The organism is [Flexibacter] sp. ATCC 35208 (genome assembly GCF_001975825.1).
GTDB lineage: Bacteria > Bacteroidota > Bacteroidia > Chitinophagales > Chitinophagaceae > Chitinophaga.
Map to the genome: position 1 here is coordinate 48049 of NZ_MTKN01000001.1, position 24477 is coordinate 72525.

General features: G+C 43.3%; 18 protein-coding genes. 9 read left to right on the forward strand and 9 right to left on the reverse strand.

What is annotated here, in order from left to right; all coding sequences use genetic code 11:
- Positions 1-153: 153 nt before the first annotated feature.
- Positions 154-1287, reverse strand: a complete 1134-nt coding sequence (locus BW716_RS00210; protein ID WP_143708665.1) for a hypothetical protein — start codon at positions 1285-1287, stop codon at positions 154-156.
- 164 nt (positions 1288-1451) lie between these two features.
- On the opposite strand from BW716_RS00210, the gene BW716_RS00215 reads away from it, so the two are divergent.
- Positions 1452-1673: a hypothetical protein gene (locus BW716_RS00215; RefSeq protein ID WP_143708666.1), complete on the forward strand. Its 222-nt coding sequence runs from the start codon at positions 1452-1454 to the stop codon at positions 1671-1673.
- 136 nt (positions 1674-1809) lie between these two features.
- Here BW716_RS00215 and BW716_RS00220 read toward each other — a convergent pair whose 3' ends face one another.
- A complete protein-coding gene (locus BW716_RS00220; protein ID WP_179090944.1) occupies positions 1810-2355 on the reverse strand; it encodes an RNA polymerase sigma factor in 546 nt (181 codons plus the stop codon).
- Positions 2356-2648: 293 nt separating this feature from the next.
- Entirely contained in the window at positions 2649-4082 is a 1434-nt protein-coding gene (gene dnaA / locus BW716_RS00225) for a chromosomal replication initiator protein DnaA (RefSeq protein ID WP_072359606.1), read from the reverse strand.
- 637 nt (positions 4083-4719) lie between these two features.
- Here dnaA and BW716_RS00230 point away from each other — a divergent pair.
- The 4 genes from BW716_RS00230 to BW716_RS00245 all read left to right on the forward strand — a co-directional run bounded on the left by BW716_RS00230 (position 4720) and on the right by BW716_RS00245 (position 9093).
- Positions 4720-5106 (forward strand): DUF3127 domain-containing protein, encoded by a 387-nt coding sequence (locus BW716_RS00230; RefSeq protein WP_083720085.1) that lies wholly within the window; start codon positions 4720-4722, stop codon positions 5104-5106.
- A 141-nt stretch (positions 5107-5247) separates the two neighbouring features.
- Entirely contained in the window at positions 5248-6810 is a 1563-nt protein-coding gene (locus tag BW716_RS00235) for an NAD(P)/FAD-dependent oxidoreductase (RefSeq protein ID WP_083720086.1), read from the forward strand.
- Between the two features lie 67 nt (positions 6811-6877).
- A complete protein-coding gene (locus BW716_RS00240) occupies positions 6878-8404 on the forward strand; it encodes a sensor histidine kinase (RefSeq protein ID WP_083720087.1) in 1527 nt (508 codons plus the stop codon).
- Complete coding sequence (locus BW716_RS00245; protein WP_083720088.1) at positions 8401-9093, forward strand: LytTR family DNA-binding domain-containing protein; 693 nt, start codon at positions 8401-8403, stop codon at positions 9091-9093. The genes BW716_RS00240 and BW716_RS00245 overlap by 4 nt, the downstream gene beginning before the upstream one ends.
- Positions 9094-9219: 126 nt before the next feature.
- Here the strand turns inward: BW716_RS00245 and BW716_RS00250 are convergent, their stop codons facing one another.
- The 3 genes from BW716_RS00250 to BW716_RS00260 all read right to left on the reverse strand — a co-directional run bounded on the left by BW716_RS00250 (position 9220) and on the right by BW716_RS00260 (position 15392).
- Positions 9220-10686, reverse strand: coding sequence for an RICIN domain-containing protein (locus BW716_RS00250; protein ID WP_083720089.1), 1467 nt, complete (start codon positions 10684-10686; stop codon positions 9220-9222).
- Between the two features lie 113 nt (positions 10687-10799).
- A complete protein-coding gene (locus tag BW716_RS00255; protein ID WP_083720090.1) occupies positions 10800-12353 on the reverse strand; it encodes a RagB/SusD family nutrient uptake outer membrane protein in 1554 nt (517 codons plus the stop codon).
- Positions 12354-12365: 12 nt separating this feature from the next.
- Positions 12366-15392, reverse strand: a complete 3027-nt coding sequence (locus BW716_RS00260; RefSeq protein ID WP_083720091.1) for a TonB-dependent receptor — start codon at positions 15390-15392, stop codon at positions 12366-12368.
- A gap of 599 nt (positions 15393-15991) precedes the next feature.
- On the opposite strand from BW716_RS00260, the gene BW716_RS00265 reads away from it, so the two are divergent.
- Complete coding sequence (locus tag BW716_RS00265) at positions 15992-16918, forward strand: ABC transporter ATP-binding protein (RefSeq protein ID WP_083720092.1); 927 nt, start codon at positions 15992-15994, stop codon at positions 16916-16918.
- Between the two features lie 4 nt (positions 16919-16922).
- The gene (locus BW716_RS00270; RefSeq protein WP_083720093.1) at positions 16923-18206 is read left to right on the forward strand and encodes an ABC transporter permease; all 1284 of its coding nucleotides are present in this window, start codon (positions 16923-16925) and stop codon (positions 18204-18206) included.
- A gap of 148 nt (positions 18207-18354) precedes the next feature.
- Here the strand turns inward: BW716_RS00270 and BW716_RS00275 are convergent, their stop codons facing one another.
- Both BW716_RS00275 and BW716_RS00280 read right to left on the reverse strand, forming a co-directional pair.
- The gene (locus tag BW716_RS00275; RefSeq protein ID WP_083720094.1) at positions 18355-19296 is read right to left on the reverse strand and encodes a nitronate monooxygenase family protein; all 942 of its coding nucleotides are present in this window, start codon (positions 19294-19296) and stop codon (positions 18355-18357) included.
- Between the two features lie 211 nt (positions 19297-19507).
- On the reverse strand, positions 19508-20500 hold the full coding sequence (locus tag BW716_RS00280) for a sugar phosphate nucleotidyltransferase (protein ID WP_083720095.1): 993 nt from the start codon (positions 20498-20500) through the stop codon (positions 19508-19510).
- Between the two features lie 234 nt (positions 20501-20734).
- On the opposite strand from BW716_RS00280, the gene glyA reads away from it, so the two are divergent.
- Entirely contained in the window at positions 20735-22012 is a 1278-nt protein-coding gene (gene glyA, locus BW716_RS00285; protein ID WP_083720096.1) for a serine hydroxymethyltransferase, read from the forward strand.
- A gap of 123 nt (positions 22013-22135) precedes the next feature.
- Here glyA and BW716_RS00290 read toward each other — a convergent pair whose 3' ends face one another.
- On the reverse strand, positions 22136-23179 hold the full coding sequence (locus tag BW716_RS00290; RefSeq protein ID WP_083720097.1) for a hypothetical protein: 1044 nt from the start codon (positions 23177-23179) through the stop codon (positions 22136-22138).
- A gap of 461 nt (positions 23180-23640) precedes the next feature.
- On the opposite strand from BW716_RS00290, the gene BW716_RS00300 reads away from it, so the two are divergent.
- Positions 23641-24471, forward strand: a complete 831-nt coding sequence (locus BW716_RS00300) for an ATP-binding cassette domain-containing protein (protein WP_083720099.1) — start codon at positions 23641-23643, stop codon at positions 24469-24471.
- Positions 24472-24477 lie beyond the last annotated feature (6 nt).

Here is a 24477-nt window from a genome sequence, read left to right on the forward strand (position 1 = left end):
GCACTTCTGAGGAGGTTTATTTATTTTTGATACGCTCTCGTTTCTTCGTATAGGGGAAGGCGACAAGTGTCGAACTATTATACATGTGATTGTAGACAAATAGTGAACATACTATTTGTCTCTAAGGTTGGAAGAAAGTCCCTGACTGTATGCTCATCTTTCAATCGAGACGCCATTCAGGTTATCCAGTTGAGCAATTATCCCCCAGCCATAGAAATTATTAGCCACCCCAATGAGCAGTTCATTGGCACCCTGGGCTAACGGCAGTCCGAATGAAGTATTATCTATGGTACAACGACCATCAGGCCCTTTCATCAAAGGGGTGCCATAGAGGTTTTTGTCTATGTATAAAGGTTGCCCGTTGATGAATACATATATTTCATCACTAAACCCCAGATGTAGCTGTTTTTTTTGCGGACTATTGGCATAAATGGTGGTTTTTAAAAAGGTGACTCTGCGCGGGCCCATAGCAGCACCTCCATATTTACGGGTGAGATTGATGAGCCCACGTCTTTCTGCCCGGATAGTATCCCAGACAGTTGTTTTATCCGGCAGCAGGGCATAGTTGAAATCAATTTTTTCAGGCATATTTATCACTTGACTGATCTGCCATTTCCGCAGGTAACGGGCATCGTTGTCAGTGATATCTGTGCCGGGCCATGGAGAAAGTCCTTCTACCTGATCTGGTTTTAGAACAAGATTGGCGAAGATCGCGTGACCCTCAAAAGCAAGTCCGCCGTGATCATTCGTACCTTCCAGGTAAGGGATTTCGAGGGGCATATCCATTCTTCCATTGACGAATACCCGCATTTGTTTACCCGAGATCACCAGTTTTACGTGGTTCCATCCGCTTGTATCAATCATTGCATTCCGCTGGTATTGGTATAACATATCCCAGAGGTTGACCCCTTTAATGATGGGGGCATATTGAATAGCATCTTCTGCATCAATGTTGGGGGCTTTGAATAGCCGGAAATAAAAACATTCCGATTCGTTGTTGCTGCTCCTTCTGAAGTAAAAAGAGGTAAAGCTTTTGTCAATGGGTTCCATATCGAATTCGATGGTGCCATCTTTAAAGTCAAGGTCTTTCAGGATGACGGGGCCTTTGCCAGTGATCTTCAGGGTGGGTACAGATTTATAAGTAAGGAATTCCACTGCATCAGGCTGGTATTCCCAGTTAGCTGCCTGCAGTGCTACCCTCACTTCCTTTTTAGCGGCGTTGTGTTGTGCGTTCACATGGGTTGCTAATAATAATGCTAATAATAGACCGGTGACTGTTTTTGTCATATTCTGCTTTTTAAATTTGTGAGCGGATAAGTACTGCAAATGTGAATAATCAGTAATTTCCCTTTGAAGCAGGGCTTGTGCAAGTTTGTGCAAGTCGGTGCAATTTTGTAATAGTCTGAAATGCAATGACTAAGAATATTGACATAAATTATATAAATAGCTGCGTGTCACTTATCGAAACCCGTTTGAACTGGGGGAAGAGTAGTGAATGGACGAATTATGACTTCGAAAAGTTGAGTGTAGCGATACAGGATAAGACGGGTGTGACATTGAGTGTAACCACCTTGAAGCGGTTGTGGGGGAAGCTGAAATATGAGAATATACCTGCGGTAACGACACTGAATACTTTGGCAAAGTTTGCCGGTTTTAAAGACCTTTTGCAATAACCTGATCCTGAATATAACTTCTGACTACTTTATAATTATCAATTGGCTGACCATCAAACGAGTCGTCGTTAAAGTCGTATAAGATATGTTTGACATGCTGTAGGAGATAAGATGCAACCATTGTAGTGATCGTGCTTTATTCAACAATAAAAATATGTTTAATCCGCTGAAGCGCCGTATTGAGCTGATTACGGATAGTTTGAGGGCTGGAACCCAGTCGAAGGGCGATTTCGGCGACAGAAAGGTCTTCCACTCTATTCATGTAAAAGACTTCCTTCATGCGTTCGGGCAGGCGATTAATGGATTGTAATAATTGTTGTTCAGTTTCTTTGAGGTGGAGTTGTTCGTGAGCGGGGGTAGCGTGATAGTTATCGGCTACCTGATGAAAGGTATCGACATGTTTTTGATAGAGGTTTTCATCGCGCATAGCGTTGAGGAGGCGATGTTTGAGGGCGGTGCGGAGGTAGGGGAGTACAGCGGTGACTGGGGGCAGGGAGGTGTGTTTTTCCCAGAGATGGATGAATACACTTTGGACCGCGTCCTGCGCAGTGGCGGGATCGCGGGTGATACGGGACGCGTAGGTGAAGAGGTCCTGCCAGTGCAACTCGAAGAGCTGACGGAAAGCGTCTTCATTACCTGTGCGGATAGCATCCCAGTGTGTATGTTGACAATCTTTTGGCATAAGGTGCATCAATGGTGCAAAGGTATTGGTTGTTCCTTATGAGATGTAATTATCAAATTGTTAACCGACGAGGTGAGGGCTGAAAATTGCCTGCGGCAGCAAGCAGTAGGATTGTTTTAGGCTGGCGCCTGATGGGCGGATTTGATTGCAGCGACAGGGAGGGGTTTGAGCCCGCCTGGGTTGGATTGGAAGATTAAGCATTTCATGATGACAGGAATTACGATTATGAATATAAAAAAAAATCCCAGGCTTTTATTGCCTGGGAAATAAAAAGGTTTATATAGGGGCATCATTTACATAGCTGCCAACTGTACTTTCTGTTGCAATTCAATTACATTATCACGGAAAGTATTATCAGTATCCATCAGATCCTTCACTGTCTGGCAGGAGTGAATCACGGTAGTGTGGTCGCGTCCGCCAAAGTGCTCTCCGATAGTTTTTAGTGAATTCTTTGTAAAAGACTTTGCAAGGTACATCGTGATTTGTCTGGCCTGTACGATTTCACGTTTACGTGTTTTCTGCAGGAGCTTATCATAAGGTACATCAAAGTATTCGCATACCATTTTCTGGATACTTTCGATCGTAATTTCTTTAGAAGAAGTTTTAACGAAAGATTTCAGTACACGCTTAGCGAGTTCCAGATCGATCTCTTTTCTGTTGAGCGAAGATTGTGCGAGCAGGGAGATGAGTGCACCTTCCAGTTCGCGTACGTTGCTTTGAATATTATATGCAACATACTTCACTACTTCTTTTGGCATTTCAAGACCATCATTCTTCATCTTCATTTCGAGGATCTCCATACGGGTCTCGAAGTCCGGCATTTGCATGTCGGCACTCAGGCCCCAGCGGAAGCGGCTCAGTAATCTTTCCTGCAAGCCATCCAGATCTTTGGGCGACTTATCGGATGTTAATATGAGTTGCTTACCGGATTGATGCAGGTGGTTGAAGATAGCGAAGAACGCATCCTGTGTTTTTTCTGCACGGGCAAAGAACTGTATGTCATCTACGATCAGCACATCGATGAGCTGATAGAAGTGAATGAAGTCATTGATGATACTATTCTTAGAGTGATCAATGAACTGATTGATAAATTTCTCAGCGCTTACGTACAGCACTGCTTTGTTGGGATGAAGACGTTTCACTTCATTACCGATCGCCTGCGCCAGATGCGTTTTACCTAAACCAACAGAACCATATATTACTAATGGATTGAAGGAGGTACCACCTGGTTTCTCAGATACTGTTTTACCAGCTCTGCGTGCCACGCGATTACAATCACCTTCGATGTAAGCATCGAACGTGTAGTGAGGATTCAGCTGTGAGTCTATTTGAACGCGTTTGATACCCGGTATAACGAATGGGTTCTTTACCGGATTTTGTATCGTAAGCGGAAAATCAACTTCGCTGTCTTTCTTGGTCTTAGTGAATTGCCCTGGCATATTCACAGTTTTAGGATGTTGATGGGGTGTTCCGTTCTCAACTACTATGCGATATTCCAGCCTTGCTTCTTTTCCCAGTTCACGCTTGATTGTCTTACCTAATAATCCAACGTAATGTTCTTCCAGATATTCATAGAAGAACTGACTAGGTACTTGAATCGTTAAAACATTGTTTTCAAGCTGGATCGGTTTAATAGGTTCAAACCAGGTTTTAAATGGCTGCCATTCCACAATATCCCTAATTATATTAAGACACCTTTCCCAAACTTGTTCGCAAGTTTTATTCATTGAGCTATTGAAAATTAATGTTGTTTGAATTAAGGATTGTTTCTCGAATTATAAATCTTCCAACGTGGGGAGTTGAAAAATTTTCAGACAGGGCAACGAATATCTGTACAAAATGTTGAAAAAAAAAATTTTTCTACCCTTGTTTTATACCGCCCGGCACCAGTATCGTTACCTTGTTTTTGTTGTGTTTTTTTCTGTTATCACGCACGGTTTCCCGACGAAAAAACGCCCCTATATGTAATACCACACTTATTTGATATCCAGGATATTCCAGTTGACATTAACATGTTTGTCATAGATATGTGTTAGCGAGTGATAAAATAATATTGTACAGAGAATCAATGTCGGGTATGATGCCATCTTTTATGGCCAGCCCGATGTTAATAATTCCGTACGGGCGTGCAAAACTATGTTAGTAATTGTAATTAAAAAAATGTGGTTAAGTTTATCAAATACCATGCAAATTCCTTATTATCCACGCAAGCGGGCGCAAATATTCCCGACTAATGAAATCTTACCTATAAATAGCTAGCAGTCAGCCTATATAGGTAAACTGTTCTGGACTAAATTTTATTGCGTGTGATTGAAGCTAAAAAACCTATCTTTGACCTCTTGAAAAAAAGTTAAATTTAATTATATGAGTTTTGAAATAACCGGAAAACTGATCGTTAAATATAATACGATGCAACGTAGCGAAACCTTTAAGACACGGGAGTTCGTTATTGAAAAGTCCGACGATATCAACGGCCGCGTTATAAACAACTACATCAAGTTCCAGGCGGTACAGGACAGAACAGCTATCGTAGACCGCTTCAATGAAGGAGAAACCGTAAAAGTTTACTTCAATATCAGAGGTACACGTTGGGAAAAAGATGGTCGTGTCAATTACATCACCAATCTGGATGCATGGCGCATGGAATCAGTAGTAGCAGGCGCTCCAGGTCAGGATGCTATGCCTAACTACAACACTTCCCAGGAGATCTCTTCTCCAGGTGGAGCAGCAGCAGATGACCTGCCTTTCTGATCTGACAATAACAACTCATTAACAAAAAATACTGGAACGGGTACCTGTGTGAGCAGGTGCCCGTTACTTTTCAGTGAAAAAATATCCCGGATTTCAGGGAGTAATAAAAAAGTTTTAGGATAATTACCTAACCTGACGATCATGATTGAACAAGTATCTTTAAAGTTATTGCCGTCTCAGGCTGATAACGAAACTGCTATCACCAAAGCAGCCGCTGCCGCACTCAGTGTTTCCCCAACAGCTATCACAGGTTTTCATGTACTGAAACGCTCTATAGACGCCCGTTCTAAACAGGTGTACTTCATGCTTACACTCAAGGTATTTGTGAATGAACCATTTCATGAACGTGAGAAATTTATACCAATATATGCTACATTAGCACCAGACGCGCCTGTTGCTATCGTGATCGGTGCAGGGCCTGCCGGACTCTTTGCCGCACTACACCTGATTGAAGCAGGTATTAAACCCGTTGTACTGGAAAGAGGTAAAGATGTCAGGTCAAGAAGGCGTGACCTTGCAGCATTGAATAAGACAGGTGTAGTGAACCCTGATTCCAACTACTGCTTTGGCGAAGGTGGCGCTGGTACTTACTCTGACGGTAAACTCTATACACGTTCCAATAAGAGAGGTGATATCAATCGTATACTGAGCATCTTTGTTTATTTCGGTGCGACAGAAAAAATATTATACGAAGCACACCCACACATAGGTACTAACAAATTACCACATATAATTGTTGCCATGCGGGAGCAAATTATCAATAGTGGTGGGGAAGTGCACTTTGATCAGAAAGTGACTGATTTTATTATTAAAGATAATCATATCAGGGGCGTGAAAACCGCTGCCAGTGTTACTTTCGATGCATCACAGGTGATACTGGCCACAGGTCATTCTGCCCGCGACATTTTCCGCTTATTACATGATAAAAAAATTCTCATCAGTGCCAAGCCATTTGCACTCGGTGTGCGTGTAGAACATCCGCAGGAACTCATTGATAGTGCACAGTATCATTGTGCTGTGAGAGGAGAGCATCTGCCACCAGCCAGCTATAGCCTGGTAGAGCAGGTAGATGGCCGTGGTGTGTTTTCATTCTGTATGTGCCCCGGTGGCATCATTGCACCTGCAGCTACTGATCCTGGGGAACTGGTGGTGAATGGCTGGTCTCCATCAAAGAGAGATAATCCGTTTGCAAATTCAGGAATGGTAGTGACAGTAGATGAAAGTGATTTCGAAATCTTTGCCGACAAAGGTCCGCTGGCAGCCATGTATTTTCAGCAGATGGTGGAACAACATGCTTTTCAGGCTGGCGGTGGACAGTTTGTGGCGCCGGCGCAACGGATGACGGATTTTATCTACAATAAAGTGTCTACAACTTTACCAGATTGTTCTTATGTACCAGGTGTGAAAAGTACTAACCTGAAGGAAGTGTTACCCTCCAGTGTACATACAAGATTGTCGCAGGCTTTCACAGCCTTTGGCAAAAAGATGAAAGGATATTATACCAACGATGCGATACTGGTGGCGACTGAATCACGTACATCTTCGCCTGTGCGTATACCCAGAAATGATGAAGATCTGATGCACCCACAAATCAAAGGATTGTATCCATGTGGTGAAGGTGCGGGTTATGCGGGAGGTATTGTCTCTGCTGCGATGGACGGAGAACGTGTGGCAGCCCGCATTATTGGATTTTATCACGGATAGTGGTATTTTGATCACATATATTTATTTAGTGCTGAGGGGATAACTATCATTGCTGAAAGTTTTTTCCATGAATAAAATCAGAAGAACTGAATTCGGGATTGCTACGGGCATTTTCCTGCTTATTCTATTTTCCCTGCTATACAAGAGTGTAGTATATAATGTATTTGACCTACAGCGTGACTATGGTTGGAAGTTCGCGCGCTATCACCAGGTGTTTGATTACTATAAACATTACCTGTTCCCTTTATTAGCACATATTGCTATTGTATACTTTTCTTTTGTGTTTGTGCATGGTGTACTCGTGCCGCGATTTTATGAGAAACAGCGATATACATTGGGGGCATTGTTATCATTTCCGGTGTTGATGTCGTTGTTTTTTATCATTTGGGTGTCTGATACATGGTTGTATGGATACTTGTTTGGGGTATACAAAACTGTACGCGGTGTACATACACATTGTGCAAAGGCCGCTTTTCTCCTGACGTTTTTTTATGTTGTAGTATACCTGATTTATTATGCGGGAAGGTATTTGTTTTTAACTTATGCCTATGAACGTGTGGTGAATAAGTCCTGGTTTCGTCAGTCATTGGTTGATGGGGCTGTGATGGCAGGGATCATTATGTTCTGGTTGATGGTGGCCAGGAATGATGATAGTGGGTTTGTATTGATGATATTTAGCGTGGGTATTTTTTGTGCGTTCATGTACTTTGTGGCGATGCACCGGTTGTATCCCCGTTATCTTGTGCATCGGAATAAAAAGGTGTTAGTACAGGAAATGATCGGGTTCTGGGCGCTGTCATTCATATGGATGTTGTTGACAGCGGTGCAGGGGAGTTTTAATAGTGGGGCGTATTATGCTGCGGGTCTTGTGATCACAACACTTGTGACGGCGATTGCGATTTTGCCTGTGGCGTGGTGGATCTTTACGGCGAGGAATGCAAGAGCTTCGACATTGCAGGGGTTGCGACAGGCATTGACGCATACAGAAGCGGGGTTAGATTTTTTACGTTGGCAGATTAATCCGCATTTCCTATTTAATGCACTCAATACTTTATATGGTACAGCATTGCAGGAGCAGGCAACGGCAACGGGGCAGGGTATTCAGCAATTAGGAGATATGATGCGGTTTATGTTGCATGATAATACGCTGGAAAGTATTCCATTGGAGAAAGAGATTGCTTACTTACAGAACTATATTGCTTTGCAACGGTTACGTACGCAGGGTACACCAGATATTATTATTGATGTGAATATAGATGAGGCGTTATGTGAGCATAACATTGCACCTATGTTGCTGATCCCGTTTGTGGAGAATGCGTTTAAGTATGGGATTAGTCAGCGGAATAAGTCAAGGATCAATTTGTCTTTGTCTTGTACGAATGATAAGATCTATTTTGATGTGTACAATAGTATTCATGTAAATAAGAGTGTGGAGATTGAGAATGAGAGTATGGGCATAGGGATTAATAATGTTCGGCAGCGGTTGAACCTGCTGTATCCGGGAAAGCATGATTTGAATATACGTGAGACGGGGACAGAGTTTTTTGTACACCTGACATTGGTGGTGGATCCTGCTAAAAATGATGTGATATGAGGCTGACAGCGATAGCGATTGATGATGAACAGGTAGCGCTGTCTGTGATTCGTACGCATGCACAGCAGGTGGAGTTTTTGGATATGAAGGGGTATTTTACAGATCCGTTTGCAGCGTTGGCGTATCTTGAAAAGGAGCCGATGGACCTGATATTTTTGGATATAAAGATGCCGGATATTTCGGGGTTGGAATTGATGACTACGCTGCCGGGAGGACCGTTGGTGATATTTACGACGGCTTATAGTGAGCATGCGGTGCAGAGTTTTGAGTTGGATGCGGTGGATTATTTGTTGAAGCCGTTTTCGGAAGAAAGGTTTTTGAAGGCGTGTAATAAGGCGAAGGGGTTGTTGGAGATGATGGAGAAGAGTGCGAGGGCAGATGCACCGAATTATGTGATGGTGAAGAGTGGGTATGAGCAGTATAAGATATTGTTGAGGGATATATTGTATTTGGAGAGTGCGGGGAATTATATTTCGTTTGTGACGAGAGAGAAGAAGGTGTTGTCAAGGTTGTCGATGCAGGAGGCGTTGGCGTTGTTGCCACAGGCGTTGTTTACGAGGGTGCATAGGAGTTTTATAGTGGCGAATGAAAAAGTGACAAGGGCGGATAGGAGTAGTTTGTATGTGGGGGAGATGGTAGTGCCGATTGGGGCAGCGTATGCGGAGGCGGTGGGGAGGATGTTGAAGTAGTGGCCTGGGATTGCCGGTAATATAGGGGATGTTTTTGATAAGAATATATAGCCCTTTCGGGAGAGCTATATATTCTTATTTTTTTTAGGGAATTGGCCCTTTGGGTGCAGTCCTAATGATGTTTTGTTATAACTGGATAAATTTCCATTGCTGGTTATAACTTGAACTACCAGACCATTGTTGCAGGGATGATCCGTTTGTAGTCTGACCACCGGTATCAAGGCATTTACCTGTAGTGAGGTTAACTACTTTATAATAACCATCGCCGGTAGAAACAAATGTCCATCGCTGGCTGTTGTTAGAAAAGCTTAGCGCTTTTTGTTGAACGGCAGAGCCATCGCTGGTATTGCTACCTACATCAAGACAATTTTTCCCGGTGGCGCAACTCAAAGTATAATAACCATCAGTATAACTCACATTCCATTGCTGATTGGCACTTGTTCCATCTTGCCATTGAGCTACACTGGCCCCATCTGTTGTACTTCCAAGATTATCAAGCATCAGGTTGCTTGCCCGGTTCTGCAGTTTAAATCTCCCGTCGGCGATTGGTCCCTGCCATTTTGGTGTTGCAGTAAGGCCCCATGACCATCTGAACATATTGGCACAACCAGGATTCACTTCCACAAGATTATTGTTGGCCGAAAACCAGCGATAGGTGTCAATATCATTTACGCCTGACCAGGCAATAGTGCCTATCAGGTTATCTTTTGAATAGGCCAGGGATCCTGTCAGGAATGCCTGGTCTTCATAAACGCCTGTATCCCACTGCCACCAGAAACTGATTTTACGAAAAGTTTCAACGCCTACTTCCGTAATTACAGTTCTGGAGGCGTATGTTCCCACTTTACCTGATACGATATTATAGTAACTTGACCATACATTATAAGATCCATAGAACCACCAGTAACAATGGAGTCCAAGATATTGACTGGTTAGCCGGCTGTCATTACCTACAGAGATCACTTCTCCTGCATATCCTGTTCCATCCAGGATACATTTCCAGGAAGCAGGATTCAGCTGATTTAAGAAATTTGCATAAAGGTTGCAAAGATTAGTGCTGGAATAATCTACAGGTTCATTGATCGGTTCATAAAGTACAGCAGCATTGTTTTTATAAACAGTATCCACTTGTTTCCACATGGTATACCATTGGGTAGTGTCAGGAACATGATGTACGCCGTCAGGCCAATAGCAGAGTATAACATTACAACCTTCTGTTACGATCGCATTAATAGCCGCCTGGTATACAGGCCAATAAGATACATTACTGGCAGTTAGCGGAGTGATAGGCATTCGTATGGTTGTACCGCCGGCCTGTTTTAAAGAATCGGCTATTCGTTTTCCTACGGCCGCAGCATTTGCTGCCGTTATGGTAGCGGATAGTCCGCTTGGCGTAACAACCCTTGAGGGTGCTTCATTGCCATTAGGGTCAGCCCAGTTAATTCCCCGCAAACTATTTGTATTTGTCGGAGTGGTGGTAGCCAACGCTGTAAGGGAAGAAGCCGGGATCTTGTCCAGGGCCGTTTCCTTTTTTGAACAGGAAGTTAAGATAGTTAGTAAGCAGATGAACAGAATAATTGGGTTTCTTTTCATAACGGAGATATTTGGGTTTGGTGATAAAATTCAGGCAAAACAAACTATTTCAGAAGTGATCCGGACGCTGAATGTTCCGGATCACTTTGGAAATTAATGTAGTATCAGGGCAGTTAATAGCCAGGATTATTAGGAAGCAGGTTCTTATTGATATCTATATCAGCCTGGGGAATGGGCCACAACCATCCTTTTGACGCATCGAAAGTTCTTGTTTCCACTTTTATTTGTTTAAAGGTCCATGTAGCAGGGCTGGCAGGGTTTGACAACAATGCTTTATCATAGCCATATACATCGTGTACAAGAGACGCATCCTGCCATCTGAGCATATCAGCATAGCGTGTTCCTTCGTTGTAAAACTCTACTCTTCTTTCGTGACGTACAATATTCCTGAGCTGAGACTGTGTCAATCCCACACCTTCAACGGACTCCACTGTAGGCATATTTACCCTGGCTCTTACTTTATCGATCAGCGTATATATTTCCTGCTCTGTGCTTCCGGATTCGATCAGTGCTTCTGCCCGCATCAGGTAGATATCTGCATATCGCATCAGGATTGTGTTAAGAGAGCAGTTGTTGACATCTGCAATGCCCAGCGCAGCGTATTTGCGAGGTCGTGCGCCACAGGGAACCTGGTCCACAGATGGTATGAATGTAGATGACCCGAATGATGAACCAGGCAGGACTACTGACGCCGCCAGCCGGGGATCACGGTTTTTAAAAGGATCCTGCTCATCATAGCCTGAATTTGCATTTGTAATTGGCAACCCGTTTGTCATGTAATATGAGTTGATCAGGTCTGCTGTAACATTTGCAGTAGGCCAGCTGCTGAGAGATAAAGCAGATGAGGGCCATGGTTGTGCCTGTGTAGTAGAGATGTACTGAATATCAAAAATAACTTCCACATTATTTTCATGGGCCTCGTCAAACAAGGTTTCATAGTTTGAAAATAAGCTGTATGCTCCCAGATCGATCACATCCTGTGCCGCTTGTGCAGCTTCGGCCCATTTTTGGTTATACAGCAGGACTTTTGCCTTATAAGCAATCGCTGCCCCTTTTGTAGCACGTCCTACATCTGTTCCGGAGTAGGAAACAGGAAGGTCGGCGGCTGCATCATTAAGATCGGAAATGATCTGTGTAAGTACATCGCTTTTAGCAGTTCTTGATACGTAAGCCTCTGACAATGCCAGCACTTTTGTGATAAGTGGCACATCCCCGAAATAGGTGATCAGGTCGGTATAAGCATATCCTCTAAGGAATTTAGCTTCGGCAGACATTTGTGTTTTAACTGTTTCACTTACGGTTGCATTGCTGATGTCCTGGAGAAATTCGTTTGCCCTGGAGATGATGGTAAAGTCCATCGTCCATTTAGCATAGGGGGCCCAGCTGGAAGTATTGGTGAGCCATTCGCCGATTTCCCTGGATCCCTGCCAGGAGTCCTGGCAGTAACCATTATCAGACATATAATCGAACTGGTAAAAATGGGAAGGTGTTGCATTAGGCTGAATGGCATTATAGATACCTATCAGTGCCTGTTTGCATTGCGATTCGTTTTGAAAGAACGTAGCGGGAGAAAGTCTGTCCTTTGGTGTTTTATCAAGAAGATCTTTCTTACAACCCAATATAGACAAAGCAAAGAAGAAAAGAGTTATTTTATATATGTTTTTCATGAACTGCCCTTTTTAAAAGTTAACACTTGCACCCATCGTCATAATACGGACCTGCGGGAAAGCCTGCGCCCTGGTTTGACCAACTGTTTGCTCGGGATCAAACCCTTTGAATTTTGTAATTGTAAAAGCGTTTTGCACATTTCCATAGACCCTGAGGGAACTGATACCTGCCCTGGAAAGGATTTTTGGGCTTATAGAGTAGCCCAGTTCAATATTTTTCAAGCGCAGGTATGAAGCGTTTTCCATGTAAAAAGAAGAATGGATATTATTACGTGCACCATCTAAGGTTAGCCGTGGCAAGGTATTGGATGGATGATCAGGTGTCCATCTTTTCAGCCACCAGTCGCCCATATTTGCAAATCCGCTGAATGGAGTAGCAATTTCATAATAGGTATATCCCTGTATGCCCTGAACACCCTGTAAAAACATACTCAGGTCAAATCCTTTATATTCCATATTAATATTGAATCCATAAGTAAGCTTAGGAAATTGATTTCCTATAATGGTGCGGTCATTATTCATGTCAACTACCTTATCTCCATTGAGGTCCTTATACTTGATATCGCCTGGTTGCGCCGTGTAGTTGGAAACCTGTACTACTCCTGGTTTTATTGTATAGTTGCGTTCAGCATAAGGGATTGACTGATCGCTGTTATTTTGCCAGGTAAAGTCTGATATCTGGTATATGCCGTCCATTTTGTAACCGTAGAATGAATTGATGGCTGCGCCGGTCTTAATGGCTTTGGGTGAAGTCAGCTGTTCCGCAACATCCATTCTTACAATCTTATTCACCATATGAGAGGCATTGATTGTTGCTCTTAACTTGAACCCGTTAGAAAAGGTAGTTCTATAGGTGATGGCAGCTTCGATCCCCTTGTTCTGCACCTCGCCCGCATTTGCATATGGTGCAGATTGAGCCATCGTTAGTGGTATAGACTGGGTCAGTAGTAAGTCCTTTGTTCGCTTGTCGAAATAATCGGCAGTGATTTCAAAGTTTTTCTTCAGGTACATATCAATACCAAAGTCGAGTTGTTGTGCTGTTTCCCAGGTAAGATCTTTATTGGTCATAGCAGTAACAGCTACACCTGAATACAATGCACCGCCCAGGGAGTAGTTTTGCCCGGATGTCAGGATATCGCTTCCATTGTAATAATTACTGATGTTCTGGTTGCCCAGTCTGCCCCAGGAAGCACGGAGTTTAAGCATATCGATCCAGGTCAGGTTTTCCATAAAACGCTCTTTTGAGATTACCCATCCTGCGGAGAAAGAGGGGAATGTTCCCCACCGGTGTTCCTTTGCAAACCTGGAAGAGCCATCTCTTCTGATGTTAGCTTCAAACAGGTATTTCCCATCAAAGACATAATTCAGGCGGCCAAAATAGGAGCGCAGGCCAAGGTCGTAACTGCCCGCATTATTCGTTTGGGTAGAAGGGTCTCCAAGATTGAGCACACGTTGTGTATTATTAACAAATCCTGAACGGTAAGCGCTTTCCCAATCGTAGGTGAATTCTTCTTCAGAATAACCGCCCAATAAGTTAAACTCATGTTTACCGAGCACTTTGTTGTATTTTAACAAGGAGGTCAGCAAGGATTGAACATCAGTTTCGTCGGTAACATTTAGATTGGAGACCAGGTTAGTAGTGGTGCCGCTTTCATTATACAATGTAACATTTGCGTGAAACGCATTTGCTTTTGAAGTCATTACATTATAACCATAAGTGATTTGGGCACTCAGGCCGTTTATTATCTTATATTCAGCTTCAACCTGGCCGTTGAAATTGTATCGTTTGGTCAGTGAAGTGCTACCTTCTTTAATTTCCCCATAGTAGTTTCGTTCTCCGTTAACAGATACCCATTGCCCGGCGGCATTTCGTAAAGGGTGAATTGGCGCAAGTGTTGCATACCACTCTGCATTCCACAGGTCTGTTGGTTCATTTTTCACGCCCAGGTTTCCAGATAATTTTCCAGAAAACCGGAGTCTTTTATTCTTTAGGAAATAGGCATCAATATTTGATCTGAAGTCTGTTTTCTTGTAGCTGGTGCCTACAAGGATCCCGTCCTGATTCAGGCGACCCAGCATAAATGCATAGTTGACATTATCGTTTCCTCCGGAAATGCTCAAGCGGTGATTTTGAATATTTGCGTTGCCATAGTACACTTTGAAATAATTGATATCCGGATACATCAGATCATTGTGTGCTGCATACTTTGCGATGATAGAGTCAGCATACATTACCGTTCCGCCGGAATTGACAGAAGCTTCATTATAAAGTGTGGTATAATCTACAGCGTTCAAAACATGTGGCAGTCTGGTAGGGCTTTGAGAACCATAATATGCGGTATAATTTACCCGTAATTTACCAGCGGTGCCTTTTTTAGTTGTGATCAGGATGACACCGTTGGCGGCCCTGTTACCATAGATAGCGGCGGAAGCGGCATCCTTTAACACAGATATGGATTGTATGTCATTGGCATTGACATCATTTATATTACCCGGAAAGCCATCAATTAATACTAATGGTGTATTGTCACCGAATGTACCTACCCCACGAATATCCAGAACAGCGCCATCATCGCCGGGCTTCCCGGAGCTTTGCAAAGCATATACCCCTGCTACAGTACCCTGCAATGCCTGACCGGGATTGGTTAATGGCCGGCTCTCCATGTCTTCCATTTTAACAACGCCGACGGCGCCTGTCAGGTTTGCTTTTTTCTGTGTACCATAACCTACCACCACCACTTCGTTCACATTCTGGCTGGCAGACAACAGCGATACATTCATCATACCGTTGCCATTTGCCACTATCTCCCTTGTAAGAAAAGAGATATGATTGAATACCAGGGTATCACCAGTACCTGCCATAAGGGTAAACTGACCCTTACTATCAGTTACTGTTCCCTGGCTGGAGTGTTTAATCCTTACTGTTACCCCGGGTAATGGGTCCGTACCGGAAACCACCTTGCCCGTGATCTTCGATTGCTGGGCAAAAAGTGTCATGTACGGAAATAGGAAAAGAAAGATGCTTAGAAATCTTTTCATAACGAGAATCTGTTTAAGTAGGTTAAAATGAAATGCTCAGTCTCAGGATTATTGAGCCCATCTATATATAGACGGTTACAAAGCAAGTATTAAATTCATTGTTACGAACAGGGGTAAATCGTATAAAATGGGGGGTAAAATCGTTTATTTTTTTGACATCCTGTATTTATGCTATTTATTCTCTTTTTTAGCATGTTCTTTCAGTGCTTTTATTTTAATGTCTAATTGACAATTAAAGAAAATGAATTGTTTTTATTTTGTGGGAATCGGGTTCAACGGATTGAAATCATACTGTCAGGAAATATATCAATTTGAATTTTTAACTGAATGTAATATTAACCAGCTTAAAGCGCAAGGTTTTTTACAGCGGTATCAGCAGATGATTTATTTTATTTTTTTATATACATAGAGAAAACCAGATTTGCTGCCGTGGGTCTGAATAACCTGTTATTGTAACTTTACGTTATCCGAAAATCCAGTTATGGCATTGAGATACTTTACATTTTCTGCATTTTTAATAGACCTTTTGATTATCTTTTTAATTTATTCTATTCAGGCCAGTAGGATTTTTTGTAATTTCCGTCCCGTAATATAGAATTATGGGTTTGCTCGAAGTTAGAAACTTGCATAAAGATTATGCCTCGCATAAGGCTGTAGATGATATTAGTTTTGTTATCCCCGAGGGTAGCATCTTTGGGCTGCTTGGACCCAATGGCGCAGGGAAAACCACCCTGCTCCGTATGATCACCGGCATTTTTTATCCCGATCAGGGAGAAATACTTTTCAAAGGCAAACCTTTTCATCCGGATAATGACGTTCATTCCATCGGCTACATGCCGGAGGAAAGAGGGCTGTACAAAAAAATGAAGGTAGGGGAACAAGCGCTCTACCTGGCACAGCTCAAAGGCATGACGGAAAAGGAAGCCAAAGAAAAGATCAAATATTGGTTCGATAAGTTTGATATCAACGCATGGTATAATAAGAAAGTGGAAGAGTTGAGTAAAGGCATGCAACAAAAAGTGCAGTTTATTTCCACCATTATCCATGAGCCATCACTGTTAATACTGGATGAGCCCTTCTCAGGGTTAGATCCGATCAACTCCAACCTGATCAAACAGGAAATCTTTGACCTTGCTTTGAATGGTACCACGATCATCTTTTCCACCCATCGTATGGAACAGGTAGAAGAGATCTGTGACCGTATTATTCTTGTGAATAAAGGAAAGAAAATTCTGGATGGAGAGGTGAAACAGATCAGGCACGATTTCAAACAAGACCTGTTCCGGATAGGATTGGGCAGAGTACCTAACTTTGCCGAAGTAATGACTTATCATTTTACCATTGTCTCACAGGAAGAGAGCGGTTATATCGTGAAACTTACTGATGGCAGTACGACAAATGATATTCTCGCACATTTTATCAGGCAGGAAATCCCTATAACATCCTTCCAGGAAATACTACCTTCTATCAATGAGGTGTTTATACAACAGGTACAGCAAATAGAAGTAGAAGAACCAATTAATTAATCCTATGAATAAGATCTGGCTCATCATCAAAAGAGAGTTCACCTTCCGCGTGCGCAAGCGGTCCTTTCTCGTCGTCACCCTTTTAGTACCGCTGTTCTTTGCGGCGATGATTGTAGTGCCGGTGTTGATAGCTAAGAGTGCTAACGAAGATCAGCGTGTTGCGGTGATAGATGATAGTCATTTGTTCCTGAATAAATTGCCGGATGAGAAGGGGATCTATTTTAAATTCCTGACGGAGACGGCCATTGATACTTTCAGTAAGCATTACGAGGAGTATGGTTATTCTGGTGTGCTATATATTCCTGCGATTGATATTGAAAGACCATTGGGTATTACGTATTATAGTAGTGGTCAGCCGGGGCTGGGAATAGAGAGTCACCTGAACAGGTATCTGAATACCCGTATTGAAGAGGTGCGGATGGAGAAGGCGAATATTGACATTGCACAGATCAAAGGATTTAAGTCGAATATTAATATTGAATTCAGATCAGGGAAGGAGGAGAAGAAAGGGAGTTCAGTGATTGCTTATGCGGTGGGGTATTCCAGCGGGTTCATTATTTATATTATCCTGATGTTTTTTGGGATGGCAGTGATGAGAGGTGTGATGGAAGAGAAGGTGAACCGTATTGCAGAGGTGATGGTGTCTAGTGTGAAACCATTTCAGCTGATGATGGGGAAGATTGTGGGGATTGCAGGTGTAGGGCTGTTACAGTTTTCTATTTGGGTGGTGCTGATCTGTGTGTTGCAATTGTTTATTCCGACAGCAGTTATGAATAGTGCGGCGCAGAGTAATGCGAATAATAATGTAGCGATGATGGAGGTGGCGTCACAGTTGAGATATGTGATGGATAGTATTAATTGGGTGTTGATTATTCCCTGTTTTATATTTTATTTTCTGGGTGGGTATTTGTTTTATGCGGCGTTGTTTGCGGCGGTGGGTAGTTTGGTGAATGAAGATCCTACGGATGTGCAGGGGTTGACATTGCCGATAACATTGCCGATTATTATTGGTATAATGGTGATGATTGCGGCGGTGCAGCATCCGAATAGTTCGTTGGCGTTTTGGGGGAGTATCATTCCGTTTACGTCGCCGATGGTGATGATGGCGAGGATTCCTTATGGTGTGCCGGGGACGGTGCCCTATTGGCAATTGGGGTTGTCGATGGCGTTGTTGATAATTGGGTTTTTGGGAACGACGTGGATGGCAGGGAAGATATATAGAACGGGGATATTGATGTATGGGAAGAAGATTACGTGGAAAGAAGCGATTAAGTGGATCAGGCAATAATATTGAAAACAAAAGATCCTTAATATTACAAACAAAAGATCCTTTGCCGAAGGCAAAGGATCTTTTGTTTGTGGCATGGCCTGTGTTTGTGGCATGGCCTGCGGCCGTCTGGTAAGCGTGGTTTCAGGAGTTTAGCCAAAGTTCTTTTTTAAGAGTTTAGACAGAGTTCTATTTTCGTGGCCTGGAATTCATTCCAGATCTCAGCGACTACATCTGCTGCAGGCATGATCTTATCAATGATCGCACTTACCTGTCCTACTTCCAGTTCACCTTCCGTCATATCACCTTCGAACATCCCTTTTTTCGCGCGGCCTCTGCCGAGGAGGTTTTTTAGTGATTCATTGTCAGCACCACTTTCTTCGGCAGCTTTTACGTTTTTGAAAAATTCGTTTTTCAGTAATCTTACGGGAGTGAGTTTCTTCATGGAAAGGAGGGTATCCCCTTCTTTCGCATCGAGTATAGCTTGTTTGAAGTGATCATGTGAAGAAGCTTCAGGTGTGGCTATGAATCGGCTACCTACCTGAACACCACTGGCACCGAGTGCGAAAGCGGCTGTCATGGCTCTGCCTGTGGCAATGCCGCCGGCAGCGATGACGGGTATTTTTACAGCCTGACATACGCTGGGGATGAGGACCAGGGTAGTTGTTTCTTCTCTACCGTTGTGACCACCTGCTTCAAAGCCTTCTGCTACGATGGCGTCTACGCCGGCTGCTTCGCTTTTGAGTGCGAAGGCTGCGCTGGCGACTACGTGGACAACTTTGATACCTTCGGCTTTCAGGATGGAAGTCCATGTTTTTGGATTACCTGCAGAGGTGAAGACGATGGGTACTTTGTTTTCGATAATGATCTTTACGTGTTCCTCAATATTCGGGTATAGGAGGGGGAGATTTACGCCGAAAGGTTTGTCGGTGGCTTGTTTGCACTTGTCGATATGTTCTTTGAGAACGTCAGGGTACATACTACCTGCACCGAGCAGGCCAAGGCCGCCGGCATTGCTCACAGCACTGGCCAGGCGCCAGCCACTGGCCCAGATCATACCAGCTTGTATGATTGGGTAATCTATATTGAATAGTTGAGATATACGGTTCATGGCCGTAAATGTAAGGAGGTTATGTTAAACTGAAGGTGATGACAATCAGCCGGGAAGATTTTCTGAGTTATGGCCAATGTTCAGGAAGTTGGCATCACTATCTGTTAGTGAAGATTTCATCCGAGATCAATTTCTGAATGATGACCAATGTTCAGGAAGTTGGCTAAGGTTCTTTCATGGAAGTTGGCATCACTATCTGTTAGTGAAGATTTCAGCCGAGATCGATTTCTGTATTATCGCCGATGTTCAGGCTTTGACTAAGGCCACGAATATTGGCGTCACTACCGATCAGGGAAGACTTGAGCACCACTTCATACAGATTGCTGTAAGAGCCGATGATAGAGTCCTTGACGATAGAGTAATTGATCACAGTATTATCTCCGATAGCGACATTGGGACCGATGATAGAATTTTTAATATTACAACCTTCGCCAATACTTACAGGAGGAATGATAATCGCATTCTCATATGGAAGAATAGGGTTGGCGGGTGCTTTATATTTACTGAGCAGGATAGCATTTGTTTCCAACAGGGTCTCCTTGCGGCCGCAGTCGAACCAGTTACTCACTTTGAAGGGGGTAAACTGCACCCCATGTTCGATCATGCATTGCAGGGCATCAGTGAGCTGAAACTCATCATGTGACCTTCTATGTTCTGTTATGTTCCGTTCCAGGCAGTCGAAGAGCTGGTCGGTTTCCTTGATTTTATAGATACCTACCAGGGCCAGGTTCGATTTCGGAATCTGTGGTTTTTCCACCACGCGTACGATGTCGCCGGCATCATTGAGTTCGGCTACGCCAAAGCTGCGGGGATCATCCACTTTCTTTAATCCCAGTTGCGAGACGGGGGAAGCGATGAGTTCCTTGATATTACCTTCGCAGATAGTATCGCCGAGAACGATGAGTATTTCATCGTCACCTACCACCTTTTTGGTGAGCAGGATGGCGTGACCGGTACCTTCGCGTACATTTTGCTGTACGAAATGGCAGGTAAGGTGAGGATATTTCTTTTGAACATAATGCTGGATCTTTTCTCCCAGGTAACCGATGACGAAGACGAATTCGGTAATGCCTGCTTCTTCCAGCTGATCAATAATAATACTTAGAATTGTTTTGCCCGCGAGCGGGATCAATGCCTTAGGCTGAGTATATGTATGTGGACGTAGCTTGGTGCCAGCACCGGCTACAGGTATAATGGCCTTCATGTACCGCAGCGATTAGATGTTTTTAGTCTACTGAGGGCGTGAAGGTAGAACAAAATTTATAAATAGAATAGTGGAAATGCCCCTACACAGGGAGGAATGCATAGTATGTAATAGCTTAGCAGTGGAATTAACTATCATTATATAGTTTTGTAGAAGAAAAATCTAGTATTGGTTAAAATTGAACTATTGACTATCCATAAATTCGATTAACTTTGTCGCAAATTTTCAAAGTAAATGCAAAGAGATCAGCAAATATTTAATATCATCGACCAGGAGCTGGAGCGTCAGCGTCATGGTATAGAATTGATTGCATCGGAGAACTTTACCAGCTTACAGGTAATACAGGCAATGGGTACTGTACTGACTAACAAATATGCGGAAGGTTATCCAGGACGTAGATATTATGGTGGCTGTGAAATTGTAGACCTGAGCGAACAGCTGGCAATTGACAGGGCTAAAGAAATCTTTGGAGTTGAGTATGCAAACGTACAGCCTCACTCTGGTGCGCAGGCAAATGCTGCCGTATTGCTGGCTATCCTGAAACCAGGTGATAAGATCCTGGGTCTGGATCTGAGCATGGGTGGTCACCTGACACACGGTTCTCCCGTGAATTTTTCTGGTAAGTTGTATCAGCCATTCTCTTATGGTGTGAACAAGGAGACTGGTCTGGTTGAGTATGATAAAATGGAAGAGATTGCGCTGAAAGAGAAACCACAGGTTATTATTTGTGGTGCTTCTGCTTACAGCCGTGATTGGGATTACAAACGTATCCGTGAGATCGCTGATCAGATAGGTGCTTTTGTAATGGCAGATATTGCTCACCCTGCTGGTTTGATTGCGAAAGGGCTGTTGAACTCTCCGTTCGAACATTGTCATTTTGTAACGACTACTACCCACAAGACACTGCGTGGTCCTCGTGGTGGTATGATCATGCTGGGTAAGGATTTTGAAAATCCGTTTGGTCTGAAAACGCCAAAGGGCGAAACCCGTATGATGAGCAGCCTGATTGATACAGCGGTGTTCCCTGGTATTCAGGGTGGTCCGTTGGAGCATGTGATTGCTGCGAAAGCGGTTTCTTTCTTTGAGATCCTGTCTGACGATTATACTGTGTATGCAAAGCAGATTATCAAGAATGCACAGGCGATGTCTAAGGCATTGGTGGAGAAAGGCTACCAGATTGTATCTGGCGGTACAGATAACCACCTGATGTTGATTGACCTGCGTAATAAGAATATTTCCGGTAAGAAGGCGGAACAGGTGTTGGTGAAGGCTGATATCACTGTGAATAAGAATATGGTGCCGTTTGATGATAAGTCAGCGTTTGTGACTTCTGGTATTCGTGTGGGTGTTCCGGCGATCACTTCAAGAGGTTTGACAGAAGAGCATATGGGGCAGGTGATTTCATGGATTGATGAGTTGCTGATGGATGCGGATAATGAGGCGAAGATTGCGTCAGTGAGAGGTGCGGTGAATGAGTTTATGAAGCAGTTTCCGCTGTATCCTGAGTTGTAGTTTTGAGGTGAATTAAAATGTTTATAAAAGGGGAAGCCTCCCGAATAGGAGGCTTCCCCTATGAGTTTGAGATGGGGCTGCGGAAGTACATTCGATTTGTCGTTTTGTTGACCAGGCCGCATTTTATTCTTTTATTGATTTTGCGAAATTCCGGATATCCTCGTTCCTTATTTTCCTGAACCCTACTATCGACTTCCCCATTTTAGGAATCAATGAATATCCCCATGCCTGAAACATTTCATCACTGATATCTGTATGGCACAAAGGCATTCCATTTATCGGATCGATCACTACTGGCACATGCACTTCCATACTTGGTGTATTCTTATCAAAAGTAGAGAACACACCTGCTGGTACATAAGCCATGACAGTGCCGGCAAAACCATCTTTTCTGAATAAGCTTTCCAGGTCTTCGTAATCCACATATTTAATGGGATAAGGATAATCTGTACCAGCTTTCCCTTTTTCAAAATCCTCATCCAGCCAGTTATTGCATAATATCAGGGTCCTGTCTTTCAGGAAGATCGCATTATGCTTGCTGGTAGACTGCATCATCGCTTTGGCCGCCTTATCATCTACGTGGTCTGAGAATACATAGGTGGATAACCGGATACCCACTGCCAGATCCAGGAAATCCGGAAACCGTTCCGACATATTCTGAATATAGAATGGTCGCGTTACATCATTCTCAATGAAGTACATGTTGATCACCGGAACACTGAGATCTTTTGAATCACTCTTCCACACCAGGTCAGATGTAAATGTTTGTGCGGATTTGGCATAATGGCTTTTACTGGGTTTCACATGCAGCGATTGACAATCCATAACGATATAGCTTCTATCATTCTTTTTTCGCAGCTTTTCAACTTCTTTTTCTGTTCTCTGTTCGATTGTAGCTGTGACTCCATCCACGTTCCAGAATTGTCTGACAACTTCAGGGAAATCCAGGTTTAACTGTTTAATTGCTTGTCTATACTCTTCTGCTTTTGTTTGGCTTTGACGACGTAGTTGTTTAAGAATACTCTTATCAGGGACTTCTTTTACTACGATAATTTTCGTCCGTTTTTTCAATTTCTCCAGATCTTTTGATTTTACGAACTGTGCGGAAGCCACAAAGGCAGTTAACAAGAGGCTTAAACTAAGCAAGGCGGATATGGTACCTTTCATAGGGATTAGTTTTAATTTAAACCACAGTGACAAATATAATTTATTAAAAATTCTTAATGTGTAGAAATGTCGCTACAAATATTTTTTTAACATTTTTAAGGAATGGCCTGCGGCAGCAAGGGAGACGCTTTTGTCCGGCTGGCAGTGATGAGGGAAATTCCTGTTTCAGAGCGGTTTTTGAATTTTATAAGAAGGCCAGCGGCAGCAAGGGAGACGCTTTTGTCCGGCTGGCAGCGATGAGGGAAATTCCTGTTTCAGAGAGGCTTTTGAATTTTATAAGAAGGCCAGCGGCAGCAAGGGAGATGATTTTGTCCGGCTGGTGCAAGGGATTTTGCTGTATAGCACGATGCCTGATGGTATAAAACCGGCTGTATGAAAAAAAATCTAATTGAATTTGGAATTATGATTTCCTTCTCTATCTTTGTAGTGTACTAGTTATGTAGTACACTAAATCACTTGCTATGATAACTATCCAAGATCTTCATTTCCACTACAAAAAGGGTAGGCCATTGTTTGAGGGGTTGAACCTGGAGCTGGAAGCTGGTCACGTTTACGGTCTGATGGGCAAAAACGGGGCAGGAAAATCCAGTTTGCTGAAGCAGATAGCCGGGCTACTCTTTCCAAAAAGTGGGGTATGTACGGTAATGGGGTATGAATCCCGCCTCCGTCAGCCAGCATTCCTCAGCAAACTCTTTTTGGTGCCAGAAGAGTTTTACCTGCCACAGGTGACCATCAACCGTTATGTGAACACCTATGCACCTTTTTATCCCAACTTTGACACAAAAGCTTTTCAGCAGTACCTGGATGAATTCCAGATTCCCCGCGACCAGCGACTCACTGACATGAGTTATGGACAAAAGAAAAAGGTTATCATCAGTTTTGGTCTGGCAGCCAATACCAAATGCCTGATTATGGATGAACCGACGAATGGCCTGGATATCCCGTCCAAGAGCCAGTTCCGCAAAGTGATTGCCGCTGCGGTGAATGAAGAGAAGTGTATTGTGATATCCACACATCAGGTAAGGGACCTGGATAACCTGATTGATAGTATCGTGGTGATCGACAATCATAAGATCATTTTCAAACAGGATGTGGAAACTGTGGCGGAGCGACTGAGTTTCAGAAGTGTGAAGCGACTCGAAGAAGCAGATCTTGTATTGTTCGCAGAAAGTACCGGATTAGGTCATTCTATCATCACTGAAAATGCAGGTGGCGTACCAGGCAGACTGGATATGGAACTGCTCTTTAATGCCGTACTGGAGCCTTCCGGACGGATTAACCAACTCTTTTAATTTCCC